Source organism: Pseudanabaena cinerea FACHB-1277, assembly GCF_014696345.1.
GTDB lineage: Bacteria > Cyanobacteriota > Cyanobacteriia > Pseudanabaenales > Pseudanabaenaceae > Pseudanabaena > Pseudanabaena cinerea.
Map to the genome: position 1 here is coordinate 53,227 of NZ_JACJPY010000009.1, position 25,645 is coordinate 78,871.

At 45.5% G+C, this 25,645-nt stretch carries 19 protein-coding genes and 2 pseudogenes; 12 read left to right on the top strand and 9 right to left on the bottom strand.

Features of this window, described 5'->3' with window-relative positions; all coding sequences use genetic code 11:
• Positions 1–199 precede the first annotated feature (199 nt).
• Positions 200–724 carry a hypothetical protein gene (locus H6F44_RS05075; RefSeq protein WP_190349869.1) on the bottom strand — a complete coding sequence of 175 codons (525 nt, stop codon included), beginning with the start codon at positions 722–724 and terminating at the stop codon, positions 200–202.
• A 274-nt stretch (positions 725–998) separates the two neighbouring features.
• Here H6F44_RS05075 and H6F44_RS05080 point away from each other — a divergent pair, with 274 nt between their 5' ends.
• The 5 genes from H6F44_RS05080 to H6F44_RS05100 all read left to right on the top strand — a co-directional run bounded on the left by H6F44_RS05080 (position 999) and on the right by H6F44_RS05100 (position 10,369).
• Positions 999–1,316, top strand: a complete 318-nt coding sequence (locus H6F44_RS05080) for an RNA recognition motif domain-containing protein (RefSeq protein WP_190349870.1) — start codon at positions 999–1,001, stop codon at positions 1,314–1,316.
• A gap of 554 nt (positions 1,317–1,870) precedes the next feature.
• A complete protein-coding gene (gene psaA, locus H6F44_RS05085) occupies positions 1,871–4,123 on the top strand; it encodes a photosystem I core protein PsaA (RefSeq protein ID WP_190349871.1) in 2,253 nt (750 codons plus the stop codon).
• A gap of 36 nt (positions 4,124–4,159) precedes the next feature.
• Positions 4,160–6,376, top strand: coding sequence for a photosystem I core protein PsaB (gene psaB, locus H6F44_RS05090; RefSeq protein ID WP_190349872.1), 2,217 nt, complete (start codon positions 4,160–4,162; stop codon positions 6,374–6,376).
• 206 nt (positions 6,377–6,582) lie between these two features.
• Complete coding sequence (locus H6F44_RS05095; RefSeq protein WP_190349873.1) at positions 6,583–8,439, top strand: hypothetical protein; 1,857 nt, start codon at positions 6,583–6,585, stop codon at positions 8,437–8,439.
• Between the two features lie 124 nt (positions 8,440–8,563).
• Positions 8,564–10,369, top strand: coding sequence for a DUF389 domain-containing protein (locus H6F44_RS05100; protein ID WP_190349874.1), 1,806 nt, complete (start codon positions 8,564–8,566; stop codon positions 10,367–10,369).
• A 96-nt stretch (positions 10,370–10,465) separates the two neighbouring features.
• Here the strand turns inward: H6F44_RS05100 and H6F44_RS05105 are convergent, their stop codons facing one another.
• Complete coding sequence (locus tag H6F44_RS05105; protein WP_190349875.1) at positions 10,466–11,029, bottom strand: hypothetical protein; 564 nt, start codon at positions 11,027–11,029, stop codon at positions 10,466–10,468.
• Between the two features lie 242 nt (positions 11,030–11,271).
• A complete protein-coding gene (locus H6F44_RS05110; protein WP_190349876.1) occupies positions 11,272–11,769 on the bottom strand; it encodes a phosphoribosyltransferase in 498 nt (165 codons plus the stop codon).
• Positions 11,770–12,000: 231 nt separating this feature from the next.
• Between H6F44_RS05110 and H6F44_RS05115 the strand changes: the two genes are divergently transcribed.
• Positions 12,001–12,621 carry a phospholipid scramblase-related protein gene (locus H6F44_RS05115; protein WP_190349877.1) on the top strand — a complete coding sequence of 207 codons (621 nt, stop codon included), beginning with the start codon at positions 12,001–12,003 and terminating at the stop codon, positions 12,619–12,621.
• On the opposite strand, the gene H6F44_RS05120 is transcribed toward H6F44_RS05115, so the two are convergent.
• Entirely contained in the window at positions 12,616–13,449 is an 834-nt protein-coding gene (locus H6F44_RS05120; protein ID WP_190349878.1) for a PD-(D/E)XK nuclease family protein, read from the bottom strand. The two genes, H6F44_RS05115 and H6F44_RS05120, sit on opposite strands and share 6 nt — an antisense overlap.
• 73 nt (positions 13,450–13,522) lie before the next feature.
• Between H6F44_RS05120 and H6F44_RS05125 the strand changes: the two genes are divergently transcribed.
• From H6F44_RS05125 to H6F44_RS05145, 6 genes and pseudogenes are all read left to right on the top strand, one after another.
• Positions 13,523–16,567 (top strand): HEAT repeat domain-containing protein, encoded by a 3,045-nt coding sequence (locus H6F44_RS05125; RefSeq protein ID WP_190349879.1) that lies wholly within the window; start codon positions 13,523–13,525, stop codon positions 16,565–16,567.
• A 3-nt stretch (positions 16,568–16,570) separates the two neighbouring features.
• A complete protein-coding gene (locus H6F44_RS05130; protein WP_190349880.1) occupies positions 16,571–17,017 on the top strand; it encodes a Crp/Fnr family transcriptional regulator in 447 nt (148 codons plus the stop codon).
• A 297-nt stretch (positions 17,018–17,314) separates the two neighbouring features.
• A pseudogene (locus H6F44_RS05135) lies at positions 17,315–17,566 on the top strand (Uma2 family endonuclease); the annotation flags it as partial.
• Between the two features lie 57 nt (positions 17,567–17,623).
• A complete protein-coding gene (locus tag H6F44_RS05140) occupies positions 17,624–18,607 on the top strand; it encodes an IS30 family transposase (RefSeq protein ID WP_190349881.1) in 984 nt (327 codons plus the stop codon).
• Positions 18,608–18,610: 3 nt separating this feature from the next.
• Positions 18,611–18,820, top strand: a pseudogene (locus H6F44_RS23930) (HNH endonuclease); the annotation flags it as partial.
• Entirely contained in the window at positions 18,777–18,959 is a 183-nt protein-coding gene (locus H6F44_RS05145; protein WP_190349882.1) for a tetratricopeptide repeat protein, read from the top strand. The pseudogene H6F44_RS23930 and the gene H6F44_RS05145, both read left to right, overlap by 44 nt.
• Positions 18,960–19,098: 139 nt before the next feature.
• Here H6F44_RS05145 and bchL read toward each other — a convergent pair whose 3' ends face one another.
• The 5 genes from bchL to petC all read right to left on the bottom strand — a co-directional run bounded on the left by bchL (position 19,099) and on the right by petC (position 25,631).
• Positions 19,099–19,998, bottom strand: a complete 900-nt coding sequence (bchL, locus tag H6F44_RS05150; RefSeq protein ID WP_199301998.1) for a ferredoxin:protochlorophyllide reductase (ATP-dependent) iron-sulfur ATP-binding protein — start codon at positions 19,996–19,998, stop codon at positions 19,099–19,101.
• Positions 19,999–20,071: 73 nt separating this feature from the next.
• Complete coding sequence (gene bchB, locus H6F44_RS05155) at positions 20,072–21,724, bottom strand: ferredoxin:protochlorophyllide reductase (ATP-dependent) subunit B (protein ID WP_190349883.1); 1,653 nt, start codon at positions 21,722–21,724, stop codon at positions 20,072–20,074.
• 210 nt (positions 21,725–21,934) lie between these two features.
• Positions 21,935–23,227 carry a ferredoxin:protochlorophyllide reductase (ATP-dependent) subunit N gene (locus H6F44_RS05160; RefSeq protein WP_190349884.1) on the bottom strand — a complete coding sequence of 431 codons (1,293 nt, stop codon included), beginning with the start codon at positions 23,225–23,227 and terminating at the stop codon, positions 21,935–21,937.
• Positions 23,228–24,002: 775 nt separating this feature from the next.
• On the bottom strand, positions 24,003–24,986 hold the full coding sequence (locus H6F44_RS05165) for an apocytochrome f (protein ID WP_190349885.1): 984 nt from the start codon (positions 24,984–24,986) through the stop codon (positions 24,003–24,005).
• Positions 24,987–25,091: 105 nt separating this feature from the next.
• Positions 25,092–25,631 (bottom strand): cytochrome b6-f complex iron-sulfur subunit, encoded by a 540-nt coding sequence (petC, locus tag H6F44_RS05170; RefSeq protein ID WP_190349886.1) that lies wholly within the window; start codon positions 25,629–25,631, stop codon positions 25,092–25,094.
• Positions 25,632–25,645: the final 14 nt, after the last annotated feature.

Below are 25,645 nucleotides of genomic sequence, written 5' to 3' on the forward strand. Positions count from 1 at the left end.
TATTTTCTTATGTCTGCTGATAAGTATTATGGGATTATGGGCTGTGCAACGCTGTGCCTATAATACTACATCGCTTTGTACTTAACTTAAACCCAAAAAATTCCTAAAAATATCGCAAAGCAACGCTTAAAAAAATTTTATCTGTGTCACACCTGAACTTTAATAGGCTATAAGATTAATGGGCTGAGTGGGCTGTCAATTAAATTAATGGTGCAGCCGTTTCTTCGTTTGGGATAAATCGTAAATCGCGCTTTAGAAAAGTTTTCTCGCCAGTATCTGTTTCCACCGTTGCCCGAATTAAACTTGTGCGAGTCACTAGCAGTTTTGCCATGTAGTAGGGGCTGTCGGATTCTAAAATCAAGACGCGATCGCCAACCTGCAAAGGACGAATCGTGGGAATCGGCAATGGCTGACTATCTAGCGGTTGGTTTGCCAATGGCAATGCGGTAATATTTGCTAGAGCCTGCTCCTTTAATAAACCACGCTCTGACAATAGCTGGCTTAATCTCAGTTCAACATATTCCTTGAGCTTATTTTCTAAGGATATCTCGATTTGCTCTAGGCGATCGTTCACAATATCAGGCGATCGCAAAATATGCTCTATTCCCTTAACCGCCAAATCCGAAAGCACCTGTCCTGAACTTTGACTTTTTGCCAAAAGCTGAATATATAGACTATGGGGAATGTCTAATTTAATTTGAACAAAACCATCAGGTGATTGCATCGGTAATACCAAATCACAACAAAGCGTCAATAATGAATGGTCACATGGAAAGATTTACTAAAAAGTTCACCCATGCAGCCGTCATCAATATTAACAAAAATAAACATTTCCCTAAAATCAAAATATTTAAGGTAGAATAAAATTCGTAAAGTAAAAGTAGTTATCGGTTGTAGCAATTGTTTTCTGTATTGGCAGTTTTTTCTGTTTCATCGTGACAAGCTTATCTCCGACATCTCTATCTCTACACCCTCACTGAATTTTTGGAGAAAGCATAATGTCTATTTACGTTGGTAACTTGTCCTATGAAGTTACCCAAGATCATCTTAAGCCAGTTTTTGAAGACTACGGCAAGGTGACTCGTGTTCATTTTCCTACAGATCGCGAAACAGGTCGCGCTCGCGGATTTGCATTCGTGGAAATGAGCCAAGACGCTGAAGAAGATGCCGCTATCACTGCCTTAGATGGTGCTGAATGGATGGGTCGTGTACTCAAGGTCAATAAAGCCAAGCCTAGAGAGAACAGCAACTCTTTTGGTGGCGGTGGTGGAAACAGAAGTGGTGGTCGTGGTTTCAAAACCAACAACCGCTATTAATCTGTTGAATCCTATAGTCAATCTAGTTGTTCCAAGAATTTACATACTCCATGGATAAGCTAGCTCAAACTAGTTCTCCATGAAGTACTAATAAGTCTTATACAAAAGACCTTTAAGCCCTTATTCTATCGTAGGGGTGATTCATAAATTGCCCCTATTGCCCAAGTCTAGACTGGGAAAGGGAAAAATAGTCATAGAATTTCATTCCTCAAGGCTGAAATTCTATGGCTATTTTTTGCGTAAGCCCATAATTTTGTTAACTTTTGTAAACAAAAATCGATCTACCTAAACAAACAACAACTGGCTTTTCAAAGCAAAATTGTTGCCTGTTCAAGGATCTAGCAAAATATGCACATTCTAAACAATTGTTACAAAGTCCTTAGCATGAGACAAACCTAAACCTATAATTAGCTCAACTAAGCGCAGATAATCTTATAAAGCAGTACTTATCTCATTTATAGATTCAGCACTATAAGATGTCCCGCTTAGCTAATTTGTTTTAATTTGTTCATTTGTTCTACTTTGTCTTAACAGTCTGAGAGAGGAAAATCTACATGACAATGACTCCTCAAAAGCCAGACACAGAGGTAAAGGTAACGGTTGATCGTGACGTAGTACCGACTTCTTTCGAGAAGTGGGGACAGCCTGGTCACTTTGACCGCAACCTTAAGAAGGGACCCAAAACAACAACTTGGATTTGGAACCTTCATGCTGATGTGCATGACTTTGACAGTTTCACAACCGAAGAAGATACTGCCCGCAAAATCTTCTCTGCTCACTTTGGGCATCTGGGTATAATTTTTATCTGGCTTAGTGGTATGTATTACCACGGCGCAAAATTCTCCAACTACACCGCTTGGTTAACCGATCCTGTTGGTATCAAGCCCAGCGCCCAAGTGGTCTGGAATGTAGTTGGTCAAGATATTTTGAACGGCGATGTTGGCGGTGGTTTCCAAGGTATTCAAATTACTTCTGGTTTATTCCACCTTTGGAGAGCATCTGGTATCACCACCGAGTATCAACTCCTCTGCACCGCAATTGGCGGTCTGGTGATGGCAGGTTTGATGTTCTTCGCTGGTTGGTTTCACTACCACAAGGCAGCACCTAAACTTGAGTGGTTTAAAAATGCTGAATCGATGATGAACCACCATTTGGCTGGTCTTCTCGGTTTGGGTTCACTCTCTTGGGCTGGGCATCAAATCCATGTATCGATTCCAATCAATTACTACATGGACAAGGGTGTACCCCTTGATCAGATCCCTGCTCCCCATGAGTTCATCACCAACCCTCAGTTGATGGCTGATATCTTCCCTAGCTTTGCTCAAGGTTTAACTCCTTTCTTTACCTTGAACTGGGGCGCATATGCTGACTTCTTAACCTTTAAGGGTGGTTTGAATCCTCAAACTGGATCTTTATGGCTGACCGACCAAGCACACCATCACCTTGCGATCGCGACTCTTTTCATCATCGCTGGACATATGTACCGCACCAACTGGGGTATCGGTCACAGCATGAAGGAAATCCTTGAAGCTCACAAGGGACCTCTAACTGGTGAAGGTCACAAGGGTCTATACGAAATTTTGACCTCTTCTTGGCACGCACAGCTTGCGGTTAACTTGGCGATGTTGGGTTCTTTGACCATCATTGTTGCCCAGCATATGTACGCAATGCCTGCCTATCCTTATATTGCGATCGACTACGCCACTCAAGTTTCCCTATTCACACATCATATGTGGATTGGCGGCTTCTGTATCTGTGGTGCTGCTGCTCACGCAGGTATTTTCATGGTTCGTGATTACGATCCTGCTAAGAATGTAAACAACTTGCTTGATCGGATGTTGCGTCACCGCGATGCCATCATTTCTCACCTCAACTGGGTATGTATCTTCCTTGGCTTCCACAGCTTTGGTCTATACATCCACAACGACACTATGCGTGCATTGGGTCGTCCTCAAGATATGTTCTCCGACACAGCAATTCAGTTGAAGCCCGTCTTCGCTAACTGGATTCAAGGTATTCACGCTGCTGCTGCTGGTACAACTGCTCCTTATGCAACCTCTGGTGTTAGCCCTATCTTCGGCGGCGAAACCTTGGTTGTAGGCGGTAAGGTTGCTGTTGCTCATATGGCTCTTGGCACTGCTGATTTCTTGGTACACCATATCCATGCGTTTACCATTCACGTTACTGTCTTGATCTTGCTGAAAGGCGTGCTTTATGCTCGTAGCTCTCGCTTGATTCCAGATAAGGCAGAACTTGGTTTCCGCTTCCCTTGTGATGGTCCTGGTCGTGGTGGCACTTGCCAAGTTTCGTCATGGGATCATGTTTTCCTAGGTCTTTTCTGGATGTACAACTGTATTTCTGTTGTCATCTTCCACTTCTCTTGGAAAATGCAGTCTGACATCTTCGGTACTGTTGATGCGGCTGGCAACGTAACAAATATGGCTGGCGGTAACTTTGCACAGAGTGCATTGACTATCAACGGTTGGTTGCGTGACTTCTTGTGGGCGCAAGCTTCCAACGTAATTCAATCCTATGGTTCGGCATTGTCGGCTTACGGTTTGATCTTCCTGGGCGCTCACTTCATCTGGGCTTTTAGCCTCATGTTCCTGTTCAGTGGTCGTGGCTACTGGCAAGAACTTATTGAGTCCATTGTATGGGCTCACAACAAGCTCAACGTAGCTCCTGCTATCTCTCCTCGAGCTTTGAGCATCACTCAAGGTCGTGCTGTGGGTCTAGCTCACTACCTCTTGGGTGGAATTGCTACAACTTGGGCATTCTTCCTAGCCCGCTACGGTGCTCTTGGGTAAACTGGCTTAAATTTAAACGGAGAAATTGAAGTAAAAATGGCAACGAAATTTCCTAAGTTTAGCCAGGCTCTCGCAGAAGATCCGACAACTCGTCGGATTTGGTATGCGATCGCCACAGCGAACGACTTTGAAAGCCATGATGGTGTCACTGAAGAAAGTCTTTATCAAAAGATCTTTGCTTCCCACTTTGGACACCTAGCGATCATCTTCCTGTGGACATCTGGCAACCTGTTTCACGTAGCGTGGCAGGGTAACTTCGAGCAATGGATCAAAGATCCGCTCAACACTCGTCCGATCGCCCATGCAATTTGGGACCCTCACTTTGGCAAGGCAGCCGTTGAAGCGTTTACGCAAACTGATGCTGCGGGTCCTGTTAATGTGGCTTTCTCTGGTGTTTACCACTGGTGGTACACCATCGGTATGCGTACCAATGCTGAGCTATTCACTGGCGCTATCTGGATGTTAGTATTTGCTGCCGTTCTGCTTTTTGCAGGTTGGTTGCACCTACAGCCCAGCTTCCGTCCTAGCCTCTCTTGGTTCAAGAATGCTGAGTCTCGCCTCAACCACCACTTGGCTGGTTTGTTTGGTGCAAGCTCCTTGGCATGGACTGGTCACATGGTTCACGTTGCGATTCCTGAATCTCGTGGTATCCATGTCGGTTGGGATAATTTCTTGAGCGTTCCTCCTCATCCAGCAGGTCTTGCACCTTTCTTCACTGGTAATTGGGGTGTCTATGCTCAAAATCCTGATACCGCAGGTCATATCTTTGGCACTTCTGAGGGCGCTGGTACTGCAATTCTGACCTTCTTGGGTGGTTTCCATCCTCAAACCGAGTCTCTTTGGTTGACCGATATTGCTCATCACCACTTGGCGATCGCTGTATTGTTCATCATTGCTGGTCATATGTACCGCACCAACTTTGGTATTGGTCACAGCATCAAAGAGATCTTGAATGCCCACAATCCTCCTAAGGGTACTCCTTTCGGTGGTGCGCTAGGTGCTGGTCACAAGGGCTTGTATGACACTGTTAACAATTCCTTGCACTTTCAACTAGGTTTGGCTCTAGCTTCCTTGGGTGTAATTACCTCTTTGGTTGCACAGCACATGTACTCGATGCCTTCCTATGCTTTCATTGCTAAGGACTTCACCACTCAAGCGGCTCTATATACTCATCACCAATATATTGCTGGTTTCTTGATGGTCGGTGCATTTGCTCATGGTGCGATCTTCTTTGTGCGTGACTACGATCCTGAAGCTAACAAGGACAATGTGCTTGCCCGTATGCTGGAGCATAAGGAAGCGATCATCTCTCACCTTAGCTGGGTATCTCTTTTCTTAGGTTTCCACACCCTTGGCATTTATGTTCACAACGACGTAATGCAAGCCTTTGGTACTCCTGAAAAGCAAATCTTGATCGAGCCTGTATTTGCCCAGTGGGTTCAAGCTGCTCAAGGTAAAGCTCTCTACGGTTTTGATGTACTGCTCTCCAATGCGGCTAGCATTCCTTCTAATGCTGGCGCTGCTTATCTTCCTGGTTGGTTGGCTGGTATCAATTCTGACAGTAACTCATTGTTCCTCACCATTGGACCTGGCGACTTCCTAGTTCACCATGCGATCGCTCTAGGTCTACACACCACCACCTTGATCTTGGTTAAGGGCGCGTTGGATGCTCGTGGATCTAAGCTCATGCCAGACAAGAAAGACTTTGGCTACAGCTTCCCTTGCGACGGTCCTGGTCGTGGCGGTACTTGCGATATCTCTGCATGGGATTCCTTCTACCTCGCGATGTTCTGGATGTTGAACACCATTGGTTGGACAACCTTCTACTGGCATTGGAAACACCTCGGTGTATGGCAAGGTAACGTTGCTCAATTCAACGAATCCTCTGTCACCATCATGGGCTGGCTCCGTGACTACCTATGGCTCAACTCTGCTCAGTTGATTAATGGCTATAACCCCTATGGCATGAACAATATCTCTGTTTGGGCTTGGATGTTCCTATTCGGACACCTAGTTTGGGCAACTGGATTCATGTTCTTGATCTCTTGGCGTGGTTACTGGCAAGAACTGATCGAAACCCTCGTGTGGGCTCACCAACGCACACCTCTTGCAAGTTTGGTTCAGTGGAAAGACAAGCCTGTGGCTCTCTCCATCGTTCAAGCTCGTTTGGTTGGCTTGGCTCACTTCACGATTGGCTACATCCTCACCTATGCAGCCTTCTTGATCGCTTCAACTTCAACTGCTTTCGGTTAATCTAGTTTGCTAAGTTAATCTCTAGGTTAAACAAAAAAACTCCTCCTTGTTAATGTGGGGGAGTTTTTTTGTTTGTAGGTGTCGTCATACTGCTTTCTCAGTCTCAAAATAGGCATTAAAAACTTAAAATTAACAGCGCGGCGCGAAGTGCCGATGAGGTCGATGATTCTACAATTGATAATTATTGCTATATTCTAAATCGCACTATGCCTCGTAAACAAACCATAGAAGTTGCTCTCAGCTTTCAACAAGCTCTCGAATCAAAGACTGCTGATGATTTGAAAGGGCTCTTGGCACTGCTCAACTCTGAGCAGAGGTTCACGCGCAAAGCCGATATCATCAATGCTATTTTGCAAGAAATGGAAGGCGCAAAGATTCAGCGAATTTGGCATCGGCTAGATGCTTTACAAAAGGCGGCGATCGCTGAAGTCGTCCATTCTTCGACAAATGACTACTATGCGGCTTCATTTGTGGCTAAATATGGTCAGAAACCAAGCTTTGGTACAGGCGATCGCTATAGTTCCAGATATAAGCCTTCGCTCTTGAGCTTATTTTTCTATCACGGCGTGATGCCCCCTGAACTCAAGCAAACCCTCAAAGCCTTTGTGCCTAAGCCTCAAGCCACCCGTTTACAAAATGTCAGTGCTACAATTCCTGAAACATTTCTGGTGCGTCAACAAAAATATTGGAATGATCATGAGTATGAGGTTCCTTTGACAGTTTGTGTTATGGAACAGGCTGCTCAAAAAGATTTACTATCGGTTTTGCGTTTGATTCAATCAGGTAAGGTCGCCGTCAGTGATAAAACAGCTTTGCCTAGCGGCTTAACCGTAAAAGCGATCGTGGCGGTTTTATTTGGTGGCGACTTCTACGATGATCAACAACGGAAGACGGTAGCCGATTATCGCTACAGATCACCCGAAGATGATATTGGCGCGATCAAAGCCTTTGCATGGACAGCCCTATTGCAAGTAGGCAACATGGCAGAACTGTCTGGGAAAAAGTTGGTACTAACCAAAGCAGGGTTGAAAGCGCTACAAGACCCACCTGCAAAGACTTTACAGACATTATGGAGGCGTTGGCTCAAAAATACAACCTTTGATGAGTTTCGGCGCATTGATGAGATCAAGGGGCAAACTGGTAAAGGCGCAAGGGGAATGACGGCAGTGGCAGGACGGCGCGAAGTAATTGTTGCTGCTTTGCGAGAATGCCCTGTTGGTCAGTGGATTCAGTTTCATGAATTTAGCAAGTACATGGTCGCTACTAGACATCTGTTTGAAGTTACCCGTAGTCCCGAAGATCTTTATATTTGTGAAGTGGGATATGGCAATTTAGGGTATGAAGGCTATCATGATTGGCATATTCTGCAAGGGCGATATTTACTTTGTCTCCTATTTGAATATGCGGCAACCCTTGGTTTGATTGATGTGGGTTATGTTGATCCATGCCACGCATGGTGCGATTTTGGCGATCTCTGGGGAACCGACGATCTCCGATCGCTTAGTCGTTACGACGGCTTGATCTATTTCCGTATCAACCCTTTAGGCGCTTATTGTTTGGACTTGGCTGATCGGTATCAACCAACAGAGATCACCCCTAGTCAAACTTTACGGGTCTTTCCGAATATGGAAATTGTGGCTTCAGGGAATGATCTGAATATGGCTGATGCGATAGTTCTGGATCTTTATGCCCAAAGATGCTCTGAAACAATTTGGCGATTGGATTTAGATCGTCTATTAACGGCGATTGAGGATGGACATAGGGTTACGGAATTAATCCAAGTTCTGGAGCATAATATTACCGAACCTTTACCTATATCTGTACAAACATTTTTAAATGATGCTTTAGAAAAAGAAAGTAGTTTGAGGGATGTGGGCGAAGCAAGGTTGGTTGAATGTACTAGTTCGCATTTAGCTACGCTGATTGCTAATGATCCACTTACTAAAAAATACTGTCAGCTTTTGGGCAGTCGTACTTTGGTTGTTTTTGCTAGTCATGATGGCAAGTTTCGCAAAGCTCTGCGTCAAATCGGTTACGTTCTGCCCCCTGCCATCCAAAATTAAGCTATGGCTATGCCTTAATGGAGATTGGGGAACAAGCTTACCTATTAATTATTGCCCTTCTTTGTTAAGGTCAACTTTCCTTTACAATCAATCTCTTACAATCAAATTGCTGGGGCTGCGGGCTATGAGGCAAAAAACTTATTCTTGGCAAAGCATTCGCGATTGGCTGGCTAATCAAATGGGTATAAGTGAACAGCGCAAAGTGGAGGTGTATTTGGAAATATCTCAAGCTGCTACCCTCAAGGATGCTACCTATTGGCTGCAAATCATTTTTGCGGCAGGGATTGCTACGATAGGCTTGGCTTTGAGTAGCCCTGCGGTAATTATTGGGGCAATGCTGATTTCGCCTTTGATGGGGCCAATTTTGTCGTTGGGGTTAGGGTTGGCGGCAGGCGATTTTGTTTTGTTGGTGAGGGCGATCGCCAATCTTGGTCTTAGTTGTGCTGTGGCAATTAGTTTTGCGATGTTACTTATTTTTAGCTTGCCCTTTAAGGAGGCAACCAGTGAAATTTTGGCTCGCACCACACCAAATACCCTTGATTTGGGCGTGGCACTATTTTCGGGTGCGATCGGTACGATCGCCACCTGTCGTCCTGTTAAGGGTGTAATTACTTCCATTCCTGGGGTATCGATCGCTGTAGCCTTGATGCCGCCCTTATGTGTAGTTGGCTATGGCGTGGGCATTGCCTTTAGCCTTAATTTTGATGACGGCTTACAAATTGCGCGAGGGGGAGGGTTACTATTTTTGACCAATCTGGTGGCGATCGCTTTTGCTTCAGCATTAGTATTTATAGCGCTACATATTGATACATCCTTAGTCCGCGAACAGGTAAAACTGTGGGAAGTTAAGGATCAAGAGAGTAATGCGGTGCAGAGTTTTTTAGAACGCTATGGATTTCTAAAGAAATTACGCCCGATCGGGAGTTTGCCAGGGCGTTTATTTGTGGGGTTCCTTGCGATCGCTGCCCTATTAGTTCCCCTTGGCAATGCCTTTATGAAACTGACTGAAGAAGTGTCACAAAAGCAACAACAAAATAGTTTGCGCCGCATTGCCACTAATCTTTGGCAAACTAAGTTTAGTAGTGATTTGACTGATCAACCACGTTCTTCCATTGAGAGATTGTCAATTAGTGAGAAAGATCGGACAGTTACTGTTCGTTTAAATATATTTACAAGTAAGCTTTATTCGCCCGAAGAGAGAGCAGCTTATGTGCAGGAGTTGGCTCGCAAATTGAATCGAGATCCTCGAAAAGTACAGCTTCTATTAACGGAAATTCCCACAGCCGCCAATGAGATTCTGGCAAAAAAAGAGGAGGTAGTTTTACCTGAGGTAATCAAGGCTCCTAGCCTTAGCGATTTGCAGAAGGAGCTTTTACAAGGTTTGGAGACAGCGATCGCCAATTTAAATTTGCCTATAAATGCTCAATTAGTGAACTATGCGCTGACCATAGGCAACAATACATCGGTGCAGGTGACGATCGCCTATCTTAGCGATCGCCCGATTAGTGAAGATGCTCGTTCGTTGGTGATTGGCGATGTGCAGCGCCGTCTGGATATCCCTGATGCAAAGGTGGATTTGGAATATATTAATCAGGCGATCGCGGAGATTAGTTTTGAAGATAACTCTGTGACAATTCCCACGTCTATAAATGCTCAACTGGATCAAGTCGGGAATTTACTTCAGCGCTATCCTAATCTTAAGGTCAATTTTTCTGTGAGTTTACGCAATCTAGAAAATGAGTCACTGAGACGTGGACGCATCCAAGCGATCGCTAGCTATCTCGAAACAAAATGGCAAATCACTCCCAACCGCCTTAGTTCATTACAAATAAACAACATTGGTCAAACCTCAAATTCTCCGCTTCCTGCAAATTCAACACAGGAAGGCAAAGTGAATTTGCGATTGGCAGTTGTGCCTAAACCACTTTAAAGTTATGTCTTTGACTTAGCCTATTGAGTCTTTGAGTAGTGTTTTCAGTAAACGCAAAGTGCTGTAGAACAAAAAAACACTCCAGACCTAAGGCAACTAAGGCAACCAGTCTAGGGACTGCACAACTTTTGTAAACTCATTAGGGGTCATATGGGCTTCTGTACTACAGGTAATCGTGGGGCTAACCCGATTAGCTTTACCCTCAAGGGTTGCCACCTGATAAAAGGGTGATTTACCTGCGGGGAAAGTCCAGAGATTTCTTTGGGGCGTATTGGCGATCGCTGTCGTTATCGGCGCACTTACAGCACCCCTAGAAGTATCAATATTGACATCCACCTCTCCCAAAATTTTGGTGTTAACAGTGCGAGTATAGAGACCATTAGGGCCACCAATACCACCGCCAATCGCCTCGACTACAAAGCAATGATTTTGAGCATTGCGATATAACACCGTATAGCTAGGGCGAAAGCGACATACTCCATTCACATCTACTCGCTCACCATTGCGGCATGGCTCAGTTTTGATCGTCACTACTCGAAAGCCCAGAGGAACATATCTGGGAATAGCGATCTTGATGCCGAGAGATTTTAGGGATGCTTTTTGCCTAGCGCTGATTAGACTATGACCACTCTGAGCATAGGCGGGCAAAGCTGATGGCATAAGACCAACAAAGCTAACCAAAAGGGATAGAAAAATATTATATTTCAATGTACGCACTTTAATAAATTTGCTAATTTTTATAAATAAGCACAAGATAAGCAAAAACTCTGCGTTTTAAAGTTGAGGTGTAAGCAAACGGCGGTTTCAAGCGCCTTGTCTGTATGATTATATGCCGTGGCAAGGGTAATCAACCAAGTAAAAAACGTATCGACTTGTTCCTAGCCCCGTCATTGAGGAAATATTCACAATAGGTTTTGTGGCTTCAGTTTTTCATATTTTTCAAAGGGCTGATGAATCCAAGGATTGTCATCTAAAAAGTCTACATAATAATCAGGTTTAGCCACTGAGCAAGCCTTAAACCACAGCACCGCCGATCGCACTTCACTCACTTGAAATTCGCTATGCTGTTTGAGCCATTCCAAAATATTCATAAGGGTGACTCCCGAATCTACGAGATCATCCACTAGCAAAATCCGCCCACCCAAAGTATCAGTAGTCATAGTGATATTACTGGCTATTTTGAGATTGCCGCGTTCCTGAAAATCCTTGCCGCCATAGGAAGATGTCGATAAAATCGCAAGCGGCTTGTCAAAAAGTCGTGACAGCACGTCACCGACTCGCAGCCCGCCCCGCGCTAAACAAAGAATTTGGTCAAATTCCCATTGTGATTGATCGATCTGAATGGCTAATTTCTCAATCTGGCTGTGGTATTCTGCCCACGAAACATAAAGGTCTGACATGATGGCTTTAGCTGTGACTGGCTAAATATTCTATACCAAATCAAGCCATAGCATAGTCATTTCTTGATTTGGTATGAAGTCTAGATAAATTTTTGTGAATCCTCTCTTTTTTGCGTGGGAAGGGAGTAGTGACTTTGCCTCTATGCACAAAACCTGCACAAAAGTTTATCTATAGGGCTAAAAGAGGGTGCAATAATTTATAGCTAGATTAGTTGTTCTAGGGAAACGGTGATGAGTCATTTTTTACAGACCCTTGCTAGTGCTAATGAAATCTACGTTAATCAAAAGTTTGAGTTGGCGGAGATTTTTGGCTTTGAAACCCGTAATTGCTATTTGCTTAAGACTGGCGATGGTCAACAATTTGGCTATTGTGCAGAGCCAAAACTCGGCTTTTTTGATGCCATCATGCGTCAGTTTTTAGGGCATTGGCGAGTTTTTAATATCATTGGCACTGACATGAACAACCAACAGGTTTTTCGCGCTTATCATCCCTTCCGTTGGTTCTTTCAGCACCTTGATGTTTTTGGGGCAGGCGATCGCCTCGTGGGGAGTTTGCAACAGCGCTTTGCATGGTTTAGCAAAAAATTTGATTTTCTTGATACGCGGGGCAGGGTGGTAATGACGATGACCTCACCATTTTGGAAAATTTGGACATTTCCCATTAAAAAGGGCGATCGCGATGTTTCGGTAGCTGAAAAAAAATGGTCAGGGATTTCTAAGGAGCTATTCACTGATGCTGATAACTTTAGGGTGCGATTTACTGATGCCAAGTTGACCGCCGACGATCGCCTATTATTATTGGCGGCAGCAGTATTTATCGACCTGCTTTACTTTGAAACCAAGGCTTCATAGAGCAACTTCGGGAATCTCAATGATGTTGTTGATACTGGCGAAAATATTTAGATTGATATCATCAACAGGCTCCAAATTTTGCTGATGGGGGCGATCGCAACGATCTCGAAATTCACAATACTCACACTTATGACTACTTATATCTACTTGCGGATAGTCCTTTGCCTGTGCGATCGCCGTCAGCATTTTTTTGATATCTCTGTCTGTGCGATCATAGTCGGCAGCTCTGTAATTGATCACCACCGAATCCGCTCCATTGGCAAACCAATAGGTCATTGATAATTGCTCAGGCTCGAAATCAGTTGTCTTTGCCAAGAGATATAAGTACAAACGAGTTTGCCAATTATGCTCTAGCTGTGATTGGGGGATCGCTTTTTGATGGGTTTTCCAATCGAGGATTTGCGCCTGCTCTTTACCTAAAATCAGTAGGTCATAAATTGCAGTTAAGACAAAATACGCTTGATGGCGATCGCCGCCATCTTTAAAATCTAGATCGATATCCTGATCGAGTTTGGCGGGGCAGGATATCTCCCAAGTGCGGCGGTGCTCACAGAGACGATCACCTTCGATCATGGTTGGCGGAGATTCATTAAAAGCTTTGAGCCATTTCTGCAACTGGCGATCGCTCTGTGCCAACACCGACACATCTAGCCCCAAGTCCATCTGCTGCATCAATAGGTGAAAATTCGATCCCAATAGTAAACTCGCTTGTCTGTGGGGATCGGCTTCGGGCAGGCTCAATTCTTCTAAGTATTTGTACTGATACTTACGCTGACAAGTTTCCCAGATATTGAGGTGTCCCTGTGAGATTGCGTAATGAAATTGCATAGATTCTTGAAGCAGCTACCATTGCAGATTTACGTTCTTGTAGTACCATATCGTCAAACGATCGCCCCTTCCTATGAATTCCCCTGCGAATGCCCCCGTCATTCCCAACCCTAACTCCTCAATGCGCCGATTCTTAAAAATCGTCAATTTGCGTCCAGACGAAGCTGAGCGCACATTATTGATGTTTTTATTTTATTGTGCCACCTCCATTGGAGCCGTATGGCTGGAATATTCTAGCTCTACTCTATTTTTAGAAGAATATGGAGCCGAAAATTTAACTTGGATTTACATTGCCACAGCCTTTGTGGTGACTGCCTTTGGTGTGTTTTATTCATGGTTGCAAAAGCTATTTCCCCTACGGTGGGTAATGCTGGGGATCTCATTGCTATTGGCGTTACCTCTGCCGATCGCTTGGTTGGGACTCATACAGCCTAAAACCTTTGCCTATACTGCCGCCATATTTGGCATTAGGCTCTGGGTAGAAGGCATTTATGTTTTGGGAAATATTAATAACGATATTGCCGCCAATCAACTTTTTAATATTCGTGAAATTAAACGCGCCTTTCCTCTGATCAGCACGGGGATCATTGTTGCCGAAATCTTGGGGGGATTTTCCTATCCATTTTTAGTAAGTTGGGTGGGAGCCGCTAATATGACCCTTGCCACAGGCGCAATGCTATTCATTGGTTCCTCAGTTTTGTTTTATTTAAGCCTTCGCTATAGCCAAGCCTTTCCCAATTCGGTCTACAGCACCAGCGATGACGTTGACAATAAAGATGGTTCAGGCAACACGCTCCAAGGCAATATTCTGAAGTATGTGTGGTTACTATTTGGCTTCTTTATTGCCGCCCAAGTTTTATTTTTCATGATTGATTTTCAATATCAATCACAGCTAGAGTTTCATCTTCAAACTGAGGCGGCGATTGGTAGTTTCTTGGGCATCTTTGGCGGGATTATGGGGGTGTTTAAACTAATATTGCAAGTATTTGGCTCTAGTCGCATTATTGAGCGTATTGGTGTGTTTTTCGCAGTCCTCATGCCCCCTATCGGTATTGTGATTACTGGCGCATTGGCAATGTTCTCGCCCTTTGGTTTATTGACGGGCTTTGTAATCTTGAAGTTTTTTGATGAGTTATTTCGCTTTACAATTGTCGCCGCCACTGCGCCTACCCTATTTCAGGCGGTTCCCGATCAATTTCGCAGCCAAATTCAATCCTTTGTGCGGGGTATTGCTGATCCCCTAGCCACTGGGGGAGCAGGGGTTTTGATTTGGATCATCACTGAAATTTTTAAATGGCAAAGTATTAGCATTGATATTTCTTCTACTTGGTTTGCAGCAGTAATTGTAATCGTGGCGATCGTCTGGATCGCTGTAATCTGGCTGTTGCGGCGGGGTTATCTTGAATTACTAATTCAAAGTGTGGAGCGCGGACAATTGAGTCTTACCTCGGTGGATACGCGGGAACTACGGCGGGCAGTATCGGAGTCGATGGCAAGGGCAGAGACGCAAATTGAGCAGTCGGTGTGCATTGAGCTATTGACCCATATCGATCCACAGGCGGTGGGCGATTCCCTTGCGCCATTACTGGCTCAAATGACACCCGATCGCCAAGCTCAAAGCATTGAGGCAATGCTGGATAACCCCGATCCCAAATATCTAAATGCGATCCGCACGGTGATGGATTCGCCCCACGCATCGCCGCAGGTGCAAGCCCTTTGTTTGCGCTATGTATTGCTTGCTGATGAGCGCGATCGCGACATTGATGGACTACGCAAATATCTTGGGGCAGAACAAAATCCGATTATTCGTAGTACCGCAGTAGCGCTGATGATGCGTTTAGGCGATTCCAACCAGGTGGCGGAGGCAACGAATACATTACGGCATATGATTACCAGCCATTCGCAACCAGAGAGGGTTTTGGGCTGTCGGGCTTTGGCAGAGGCGGCTTTTATGCAGTCCCTTAGATTTTATGTGCCGCAACTCCTCAAAGATCCCTCCATTGAGGTGCGCTGTGCTTTGCTACGGGCGATCGCCTCAACGCGCACCAGTGAATATTTCCCGTCGCTTGTGCGGGGGCTGCATTACAAAGCTACTCGCCGCGCCGCCCACGAAGCCCTTGTCACCCTTGGCGATGATGCGGTTAGCTATTTGCTAGAACTTGCCCACAGCGATCGCAGCCCTGAAAATGTGCGCGTATCAGCATGGGACATCTTGGGGGAAATTGGCACAGAAACAGCCTTATCGGTACTTTGCCACAACTTACCGCAGGTATGGGGCAAACATCGGCGGCAGATTCTCCGCACTTTGATTCGGATTCCCCATGAGCAAGGTATTGAATCAGTTCTTGAACTGATGGGGCGTAGCGGCATTGAGAAAATGGTGATCCAAGAATTAGGAATCATGACTGAGGCATGGGCGGGGATTGAGGATCTGCCCCTAGATCAAATTCCTACGACTGAAGCGACTTTGTTATTAGATTCTTTGCAATTAGAGGCGATCGATAGTCTAGAGCGCATTTTCTTGATGATGAAACTGCTTTATTCTCCTTCGGCAATTCAGGCTGCTGCCTTTAACATTTTGTCTGGATCTAAGGGTAGCTTGGCAAGGGGAATGGAAATCTTGGATAATACGGTGGATTTAAGTGTGAAGCAAATTCTCTTATCAGTTGTCGATAATCGCTCGATCGCTGACAAATTAACAGTTTTAGCATCAGTACATTCCTATGAGCCCCTATCGCCTCTCAATCGCCTGCACCAGCTTGTGGAGTTGCGCTATTGTCTATCAGATTGGACCTTAGCCTGCTGCTTTCATATGGCAAGGACGCAACTATGGCGATTGTCGGCAGAGTCGATGCTCAACTGTCTAGAGCATCCCACGGGCTATGTCCGAGAAGCCGCGATCGCCTATTTACAGGTTGCCTCACCGCGATCGTTGGTGCGGGTATTGCCTAGATTGCTCAAGGATCGCGATCCTTTGGTTTTAGCGCAGGCAAAGGCGATTTCCTATTATTTTCAAAATAGTAGTAAAAATAATCTCAATCTAGGTAATAATTCCCTTCATAATCAAAACTTAGATGCTGATAACAAAGCCCGTATGAGCAGCTATGGGGAGACTTAGGCGATGCTAACTAGTATTGATCGCTTGCTACTGGTGCGTGGGGTTCCGATTTTTAAGGAATTGCGCGATGATTTTTTGGTGCGCCTTGCTTCGATCATGAATGAGGTGTCCTATCCTGCGGGGAGGATGATTTTTGCTCAGGGACAGGAGGGGCGATCGCTATATGTGGTCGTAGCAGGAAGGGTGCGCGTACATCTGGGGGACAAGGATCTGGCGGTTTTAGATAAGGGTAGTTGCTTCGGCGAAATGTCTTTGTTCGATGCTGAACCGCGATCGGCTTCAGTAACTGCCATTTCTAACTGTGATTGTCTAGTGCTGACACAGCAACAACTCTATGAGGCGATCGATGAAACCCCCGATATTGCCGTAAATATTATTCGCTTACTATCGCGCCGCATCCGTAGCCAAAATTTACAACTCAACGAGTTACAAGCCGCCAAACAATCATGATTATCGTTTCGAGCGCGTTGATTTGGTCGGCTTAGGCGTTTGGGTGATGAGTTTTTACAGTTTTTGTACTTGCTTTAGAGTTAGTCCTGTTGTTGTACCTACATGGACTTCATCTAATACCAAATAAAGAAATGGCTACGCCATTTCTTTATTTGAAGAACCATACTGGGTTTGGTTTTCAATTCACAAAAGTGTAGTCACACTTTTGTGAATTAGTATAAAAATTCATGAAGACGATAAACGATAATGCTTGTAGTCTATAATCATCGCTAAAAGTAGGGTCAAGTAGCGATCTCAATGGTTCAAACTCCTGTTAAACCTTTAACCCTTCAAGAGTTTCTGAAATTACCAGAGACAAAACCCGCCTGTGAATTTATTGACGGGGAGATAGTCCAAAAGCCAATGCCGCAGGGAAAACATAGTACAGTTCAGCTTGACCTTGGCTCAGCAATTAACTTAGTTCTCAAACATCAAAAGACTGCCCGTGCATATTCAGAGTTGCGATGTAATCGCCAATTCAAGGATGAAATGCAACACCTAGGGATCTTTGCATAAAGGGACTCATAAGGATATTCTGATATTAATCACAATAACAAGGATACCCTCATGAGCTTTACCCATCTTAGCACCACAGAAAGAAGTGAACTGTATAAACTAAGAGTAATCGAGCAACTATCGATATCAGAGATCGGTCGGCGGATGAATCGAGACAAAAGTACGATATCGAGAGAACTAGCACGAAATACAGATGAGCGCCAGCTCGGCTATCTGCCAGATACGGCGGTAGTCATGATGGAGACAAGACGGAAGCAAGCAAAAGTCAGATTCAAGAGCGTCAGTGACGAGACAATCAGGGAAGTCAAGAAACGGTTAGAGCAACACCACAGTCCAGAACAACTGTCAGGGAGAATGGATCGGGAGGGATTGGGTAAGATCAGCTATGAGACGATATATCTGATGATCTATGCCAACCATCAAGAGATGGGAATATATCAGCAATATCTGCGACAAAAGCAGAAGCAACGTTGGCGGAAAATCCGCAACCAGAAACGCGGTGGCATAGCCAATCGGATAGGGATAGAGAATCGCCCCAAGGTTGCAGATTTAAAGACTGAGATAGGACATTGGGAGAGTGACACAGTAATCGGGTGCAACCACACAGGCATTGTCGTCACTCATGTGGATAAGGCATCAAAGTATTTACTGGCTGGACTGGCTAAGAACAAGACAATGGAAGAGGTAAATAGAGTAACCCTCAAGTTATTTGAACCAGTAAAACCAGACTTCTGTAAGACGATGACATTTGATAATGGAAGAGAGTTTTGCGGACAAGAGAAGCTATCTGAAAGACTGCAAATACAGACTTTCTTTGCAAATCCTTATCATTCATGGGAACGTGGATTGAATGAACATACAAATGGATTGATTAGAGAGTTCTATCCTAAAAGTACGAACTTCAAAATAGTGAAAGAATTGGACTTTCAGAAAGTAGTGAACTTGATCAATCACAGACCGAGAAAATCCCTTGACTATCGTACTCCTCATGAAGTATTCTTTGCTTCATCAGAACCCGTTGCATTTCATCCTTGAATTGGCGAACTTGTCAGATTCTTTAATCCTCGCCGAGACTCATGGAGAGAACATTTTCAACTGGATGGAGCGATAATTCAACCAACTACAGATATCGGCGAAGTCACAGCAAGAATTCTTGATTTTAATGATACAGATCGTATTTTAGAGCGACAAATACTCATCGAAAATGATAGATATCCATCAACAGCAGCCAGAAAGAAAATGGGCTAATATCTCAACAATCAGAGGACTTTATGATTCGCAAGGGAAGTACAGCGAAGCCGAACCTCTTATGGCGCGATCGCTCGAAATTTACGAGCAAAAACTTGGCACAGAGCATCCCACAACTCAAAATGCGAAGCGAATATAATTCATAAATGTTCACACTTTAGCAAGTGGATCTCAAAACTTAAAAGATTGGGTGGTTAGATAACTGTCATAAGCTATCTAACCACCCATCCTTGCTAAGCCTTGCAAAACAACAACAGGCTGTACTGCAACACCTTGGTTTAGTCGAAACCGAGAAGATCAAAAATCTCGCGATCCTTGAGGGATTCAACATATAGAGGCTTGGCATCCTCTAGCATCGTCTTAGCAAGACGCAAATACTCATTCTGCACTGCTTCCACTTCTGGATCGGGTTCCATTTCAAAGACAGTGCATTTTTTGAGGCGGCTGCGGCGGATTGCGTCAACGTTGTGGAAATGCGCCAAAGTTTTGAGACCAACGCGATCGTTGAACTTATCGATTTGATCAGTGCCATCGCTGCGATTGGCAATCACTCCACCGAGGCGCACTTTATAATTTTTCGCCTTGGATTGAATTGCTGCCACAATCCGATTCATTGCGAAAATGGAATCAAAATCATTGGCGGTAACAATCAAGCAATAGTGAGCGTGTTGTAAAGGTGCAGCAAAACCACCACAAACCACATCGCCCAATACGTCAAAGATCACCACATCGGTATCTTCGATTAGATGGTGTTCCTTGAGTAGCTTCACGGTTTGACCTGTGACATAGCCGCCACAGCCAGTCCCTGCGGGTGGTCCCCCTGCCTCAATGCACATCACCCCGTTATAGCCTTCAAACATGAAGTCTTCGGTCTGCAATTCTTCAGAATGGAAGTCTACGGTTTCGAGAATGTCGATGACCGTGGGAACCATACGCTTGGTGAGGGTGAAGGTGCTGTCATGCTTGGGATCACAGCCAATTTGCAACACGCGCTTGCCTAGATGCGAAAAGGCGGCGGACAGGTTGGAGGAAGTGGTGGATTTGCCGATGCCGCCTTTGCCATAGACGGCAATGACGAGAGCGCCTTCAATATTCATGGATGGATCTTGATGCACTTGCAGGCTTCCTTCTCCATCTTCTCCTTTAGCAATGGTGGGACGAAAATTTGCTACTACCAAAATAAATGCTCCTTAAAAAATAGATTTATTATGCGTATCTAATGTGGCGTAGCCACATTAGATACGCTTTGAATTACTTGCCAATTTGGGCTTTGGCATCGTAAAGGGTTTCGAGGGTGATGAGGTTAATACCGCGATCGCTGGCAAATTTTTCGGTATTGCGTTTGATTTTGCCGCGTACAAAGAAGGGGATTTTCTTTAGTTCGGCTTCGCCGTCGGCGCTCCAAGTGAGGGTGTGCAGGTCGGGATTGAGGGCAATTTGGCTATCATTCACAACCTGATGCATTTCGGGAACGACAACTTCAGCAATTTCGCGAGTAGGGGCTTTGTGCAGATGGCTCATATGTCCTTCCGCAAACTCAAAGTCTTCTTTGAACATACCGATCAAATGTTCTTCTAAGCCCATCATCAAGGGATGCACCCAGCTATCGAAGATCACATTTGCACCTTCCCATCCCATTTGTGGGGAATAACGGGCGGGAACATCCTGCACATGGATCGGTGCGGAAATGACGGCGCAGGGAATGCCTAAACGTTTGGCAATGTGGCGCTCCATCTGTGTACCAAGTACCAGTTCTGGAGCCGCTTCTGCCACTGCTGCTTCTACGGCGAGGTAGTCATCGCTGATTACTGCCTCTAGGTCATGTTGTTTGGCGATCGCCCTGATCTCTTTGGCAAATTCACGGCTGTAAGTGCCGATGCCCACTAGGGTAAAGCCTAGCTCTTCGGTGGCAATGCGTGCCGCCGCGATCGCATGGGTGGCATCGCCAAAGATAAAGACCCGCTTACCTGTGAGATAGGTGGAGTCAACCGATCGCGAGTACCAAGGCAGCCTAGAAGTCATGGGATCGGCGGCGGAAGATAAACGGGCGGCATCCCAATTTCCTAAAGTGTCCGACTGCGATCGCGCTAGAGCATCACTGACATCAATATCAGCAACTCTGCCAATTTCAGCGATAAAGTCACGGGTTGCGCCCACGCCAATGGGCACGGTTTTGACGATCGCTTGCCCAAAGCTGCGATTGAGCCAATTGCAAGTGGTCAGCGCAACTTCAGGGTAAAGGCAAATATTAAAATCCGCTTCAGGAATCCGCAAAATATCGGCAGCATCGGCTCCCATCGGCGCAATCACATTTACATCCACCCCGATTTCCGCCAACAATTTCATCACTTCGCGAATGTCATCACGACAACGGAAGCCTAAAGCCGTGGGGCCAATAATATTAGCCTTTGGGCGAATATGGCGATCGCGCTGTGGTTTCGGCACTAAGGGTTTGGGAACCGATGGCAATAGCAGAGTGCGGACTAAGTGGTACAAAGTTTCACTCGCACCCCAATTTTCCTTTTTAGAATAGGCGGGTAATTCCAAACTGACGATGGGGATCGGCATATTCATGCCCTTTGCCAGCGAGCCTGGTTGATCCTGAATTAGCTCCGCCGTACAGCTTTCACCCACTAGCATCACCTGCGGTTTAAAGCGCTCATAGGCATCGCGCACCGAGGTCTTGACCATTTCGGCAGTATCACCACCCAGATCTCGCGCTTGGAAAGTGGTGTAAGTAACAGGAGGACGGCGATCGCGCCGCTCGATCATCGTAAATAGCAAATCAGCGTAGGTATCGCCCTGTGGCGCATGGAGGACATAATGCACACCTTCCATGCTAGTTGCCACCCGCATTGCCCCCACATGGGGCGGACCTTCGTAAGTCCAGAGAGTTAGTTCCATAATTTGTTGGGGTAATTTTTTGTGTTAGCTGTTAGCTGTTAGCTGTTAGCTGTTAGCTGTTAGCGGTTAGCTGTTAGCGGTTAGCGGTTAGTGGTTAGCGGTTAGCTTTTGGTGATTGGTGATTGGTGATTGGTGATTGGAAGACTGGCAAAGCCTAAAAGCTAAAAGCTAAAAGCTAAAAGCTAATGGCTAAAAGCTAAAAGCTAAAAGCTAAACGGCTAGTCTTCTTCGTCTCTCAAGGGGACGGGCAAACAATTCGGCTAGATCGGCGGCTTGTTCGTAGCCTTGGATTGGGGAAAACACCAATTCAATTGACCATTTAGTTGCCATGCCCTCTGCCTCTAGGGGATTGGCTAAGCCTAGACCGCATACGGTGATGTCGGGTTTGGCTTGGCGACAGCGATCTAGCTGCTTCTCCACATCTTGACCTTCCGATAGCATTGTGCCTGCTGGTAAAAGGGCAATTTCGCGATCCATTAATAGGCGATCGATATAGGGAGTGCCAACTTCCACTAGATCCATGCCACATTCCCGCGCTAAAAATCTGGCTAGGGGAATCTCTAGCTGCGAATCGGGGAATAAAAAGGCTTTGCGTCCTGTGAGTACTTGGCGATAGCGATCTAGGGCGGTTTCGGCGCGACTTACAGAAGGGGCGATCGCTTGGTCAAAAATTTCGCTACCAATACCCCAGGCATCGGCGGCAGTTTTTAGCCATGCGGTTGTGCCAGCGATCCCCAAGGGATAGGTGGTGGGTAATAGGGTTGCGCCCCTTGCCACTAGCGATCGCACGGTATCACTGAGAAAGGGCTGAGCGATTAGTAATTTTGTACCTTTACCGATGGGGGGTAAGTTAGCGGCGCGGCGTGGGGGAAAGAAATACACAGGTCCAATGCCTAGTTTGTCAAATAGCCTTTGGAATTGATCCTCCACCACATCAGCGAGACTGCCCACCACCATCAAACTGGGGCTGTCATCGTTGCTTGGGGGCAAAATTGGCACCATCGATCCTAAGCAAGCATCTTCACCTTGGGTAAAGGTGGTTTCAATGCCACTGCCCGAATAGTTGAGAATGCGTACTTTTGGGAAAAAACGATGGTTGAGTCGTTCGGCTGCCTTTGCCAAGTCCAGCTTGATCACCTCAGAGGGACATGATCCTACTAAAAATAATGTGCCGATGTCGGGGCGGCGCGATAGTAATTGATCGACAACGCGATCAAGTTCTTCATTGGCATCGGCAAGTCCCGCTAGATCGCGTTCGCCGAGAATGGCTGTGCCAAATCTTGGCTCCGCAAAGATCATTACGCCAGCCGCCGACTGGATCAAATGGGCGCAGGTACGCGATCCCACCACCAGAAAAAAGGCATCTTGCATTTTGCGATGCAGCCAGACGATCCCCGTCAGACCGCAAAACACCTCTCGCTGTCCTCTTTCTTTGAGTACAGCATTGGCAGGACTAAGATTGCTTGCTTGGGCAGGAACTTCTGTGCAAGGCTCTAGAGCCATGTTTTGTTCTCCTAAATTTATCTAAAATCTCTTTGTCTAAAATTTCTGCGTTTTGAAGCTATGCCAAAGGTTGCTGCATTTTGATTAACTCAATATTTCTGTGCAAATGGCGTTCATGTCGCCTGTCTAGAAATAATGAAATTGAGATCCTCTTTGAATAATTACCTTTACTATATTTAGTAAATTCCAGAGATCACCAAAAAAGTTGCAAACATTTACAGGACTATAAGGTTTACCTAGTGTTTTGCAGCGATCGCCACAACCCCGACCCGATTTTTACCTTTTGCCTTTTACCTTTCACCAATGGAATCCTAGCAAGCCGTCCCGATCGCTAGGCGATCAGGACAACTTTTGGTTTTAGGTCTAAATTATGGTGAGCTACTTAAATAAATAGGACTTACGCAAGAGAGCTTGAGATCATGATTCTAGCCTAGGGGCAATTCATAAACTGCTCCTACTTGCGGTCATTCTGCGTAAGTCCTACTCTAAAATATCTATCAAAAAGCGATCGCCTCAATCGGATGTCATCAAAAAGCGATCCCCCCGCCACTTAATACTCAATCTCAAAGCAATGCGATCGCTATCGCTGGGATCATGCAAAGCTAGTTAAATCAGATTAATAGGGATACATTTTAGGACTGACGCAAAATAGACAAGGGTAGGGGCAATTCATGAATTGTCCCTACCCTATAATCAGTGTTTCGAGTTATTTTGCGTAAGTTCTATGTTTTTAACAAAAGTCAAGTCTTTGCAAACAGGCTCTCATCACAGTTGCTTAGAAATTCATTTCCGCAGCTTGAACTTTTTCGACTTGCTTCTTCTTCAAAACCAATAGAATTTGGGTAACAATTACAGAAGCGAAGAAAGCTAGTAACCACTGGATACGGCGAGGGTCTTGTAACACGATTTCGCCATCATGCTGACCAAAGCCGCCAACATTAGGATTAGTGGTCAGAGCAGAACCAACCTTAACCTCACTACCAGGCTCAACCACTAAGGTTGCACCAGCAGGCACTTTTTCCACCGCAATGCTGCCATCGGTGGTTTGTACGGAGATTTCATAACCGCCATACGTACCTTCTTCTTCGTCAGGGGCGATCGGGCTGATTTGGGTAACTAGACCAGATACGGAGGAGGTGTATTCGTTATTATTGCTCTTTTCGCCAGTGGGATAGACTTGACCGCGCCCGCGATTACCACCAGCATGGACAGCATATTTTAAGAAATGAACGTTCTTGTCCTTTGCAGGATCGGGGGATAAAACGGGGAAAATAATTTCAGGATATTCTTCACCATCTACAGGACCAACAAGAACGATATTTTCTTGGGTATCGCTGTAGGGTTGGTAGTAAGTATCTTTGAGCTTTTCCTTAAGCTCTTCTGATAGCCGCTCTTCAGGAGCAATTTTAAAACCTTCAGGCAGTACTAAAACTGCACCAACGTTTAACCCAGACTTACTACCATCGGCAGTTACCTGTTGCAAACTATGGTCATAGGGGAGCTTGACCACTGCCTCAAATACGGTGTCAGGTAACACTGCTTGGGGTAGCTCTAGTTCGATCCCTTTTTGGGCAAGGTGGCAGTTGGCGCAAACAATTTTGCCAGTGGCTTCGCGGGGATTCTGATAAGCCTCTTGAGCAAAGTAAGGGTAAGCCATCGCTGGTTGGCTGTTGAGGCTAAGTATTAAGGCGAGACTAGCAATTAGGCATAAACCAATATTGGTTAGTAAGCGATCGGTACGCAGCAAAACTGTTTTCATGTATGAGTTCAAATGTGATTTAAATGCAATTTTTGGAGCGGTTTTTGGGCAAATTTTTAATTTGCAGCGCCTTACTGTCGGTTAATTAAAGATTAACTCAAGAAATTAAGACCACCAAGGAGCTTCGTTGGTACGGAAGTCGGTTTCTGTCCAAGTGCTGAACTGTACTACGTCATCTTCGACTGTGGCATGGGCAAGGGCAAGGGACAAGGGCGCAGGACCACGCACGACTTTACCTTCATTATTGTATTGAGATCCGTGGCATGGGCAGATGAACTTATTTTCTGCGGCATTCCAAGGGACAACACAGCCAAGGTGGGTGCAAACAGCATTGAGTCCGTAGGAGGCAATTTCTTTGTTGTCGGTGACGACAATGTAGGTGGGGTCGCCTTTGAGTCCTTGGGCAAGCTCGCGATCGCCTGCCTGATGACTGGCTAAAAAGGCGGAAGCAGTAATGTCTTTACCAAGGGCATCCTTAGCGGCTACACCACCACCAGCGCCTCCACGGGAAGGGGGCACAAAGTATGCAGCTACGGGATAAATAGCGCCAAGGGTAGTTACAGCAGCAGAACCCCCTAAAATAAGGTTCATAAATTGGCGGCGACCCATGCTGGGGACATCGGCGGATGCGGAGGCTTGACTCATAGGTTTTGTCTAGA

What these genes read in the sequence shown, in the direction of transcription:
- H6F44_RS05075 (WP_190349869.1), bottom strand. Translation starts at nt 724, where the DNA reads ATGCAATCACCTGATGGTTTTGTTCAAATTAAATTAGACATTCCCCAT.
- H6F44_RS05080 (WP_190349870.1), top strand. Translation starts at nt 999, where the DNA reads ATGTCTATTTACGTTGGTAACTTGTCCTATGAAGTTACCCAAGATCAT.
- psaA (WP_190349871.1), top strand. Translation starts at nt 1,871, where the DNA reads ATGACAATGACTCCTCAAAAGCCAGACACAGAGGTAAAGGTAACGGTT.
- psaB (WP_190349872.1), top strand. Translation starts at nt 4,160, where the DNA reads ATGGCAACGAAATTTCCTAAGTTTAGCCAGGCTCTCGCAGAAGATCCG.
- H6F44_RS05095 (WP_190349873.1), top strand. Translation starts at nt 6,583, where the DNA reads ATGCCTCGTAAACAAACCATAGAAGTTGCTCTCAGCTTTCAACAAGCT.
- H6F44_RS05100 (WP_190349874.1), top strand. Translation starts at nt 8,564, where the DNA reads ATGAGGCAAAAAACTTATTCTTGGCAAAGCATTCGCGATTGGCTGGCT.
- H6F44_RS05105 (WP_190349875.1), bottom strand. Translation starts at nt 11,029, where the DNA reads ATGCCATCAGCTTTGCCCGCCTATGCTCAGAGTGGTCATAGTCTAATC.
- H6F44_RS05110 (WP_190349876.1), bottom strand. Translation starts at nt 11,769, where the DNA reads ATGTCAGACCTTTATGTTTCGTGGGCAGAATACCACAGCCAGATTGAG.
- H6F44_RS05115 (WP_190349877.1), top strand. Translation starts at nt 12,001, where the DNA reads ATGAGTCATTTTTTACAGACCCTTGCTAGTGCTAATGAAATCTACGTT.
- H6F44_RS05120 (WP_190349878.1), bottom strand. Translation starts at nt 13,449, where the DNA reads ATGCAATTTCATTACGCAATCTCACAGGGACACCTCAATATCTGGGAA.
- H6F44_RS05125 (WP_190349879.1), top strand. Translation starts at nt 13,523, where the DNA reads ATGAATTCCCCTGCGAATGCCCCCGTCATTCCCAACCCTAACTCCTCA.
- H6F44_RS05130 (WP_190349880.1), top strand. Translation starts at nt 16,571, where the DNA reads ATGCTAACTAGTATTGATCGCTTGCTACTGGTGCGTGGGGTTCCGATT.
- H6F44_RS05140 (WP_190349881.1), top strand. Translation starts at nt 17,624, where the DNA reads ATGAGCTTTACCCATCTTAGCACCACAGAAAGAAGTGAACTGTATAAA.
- H6F44_RS05145 (WP_190349882.1), top strand. Translation starts at nt 18,777, where the DNA reads ATGATAGATATCCATCAACAGCAGCCAGAAAGAAAATGGGCTAATATC.
- bchB (WP_190349883.1), bottom strand. Translation starts at nt 21,724, where the DNA reads ATGGAACTAACTCTCTGGACTTACGAAGGTCCGCCCCATGTGGGGGCA.
- H6F44_RS05160 (WP_190349884.1), bottom strand. Translation starts at nt 23,227, where the DNA reads ATGGCTCTAGAGCCTTGCACAGAAGTTCCTGCCCAAGCAAGCAATCTT.
- H6F44_RS05165 (WP_190349885.1), bottom strand. Translation starts at nt 24,986, where the DNA reads ATGAAAACAGTTTTGCTGCGTACCGATCGCTTACTAACCAATATTGGT.
- petC (WP_190349886.1), bottom strand. Translation starts at nt 25,631, where the DNA reads ATGAGTCAAGCCTCCGCATCCGCCGATGTCCCCAGCATGGGTCGCCGC.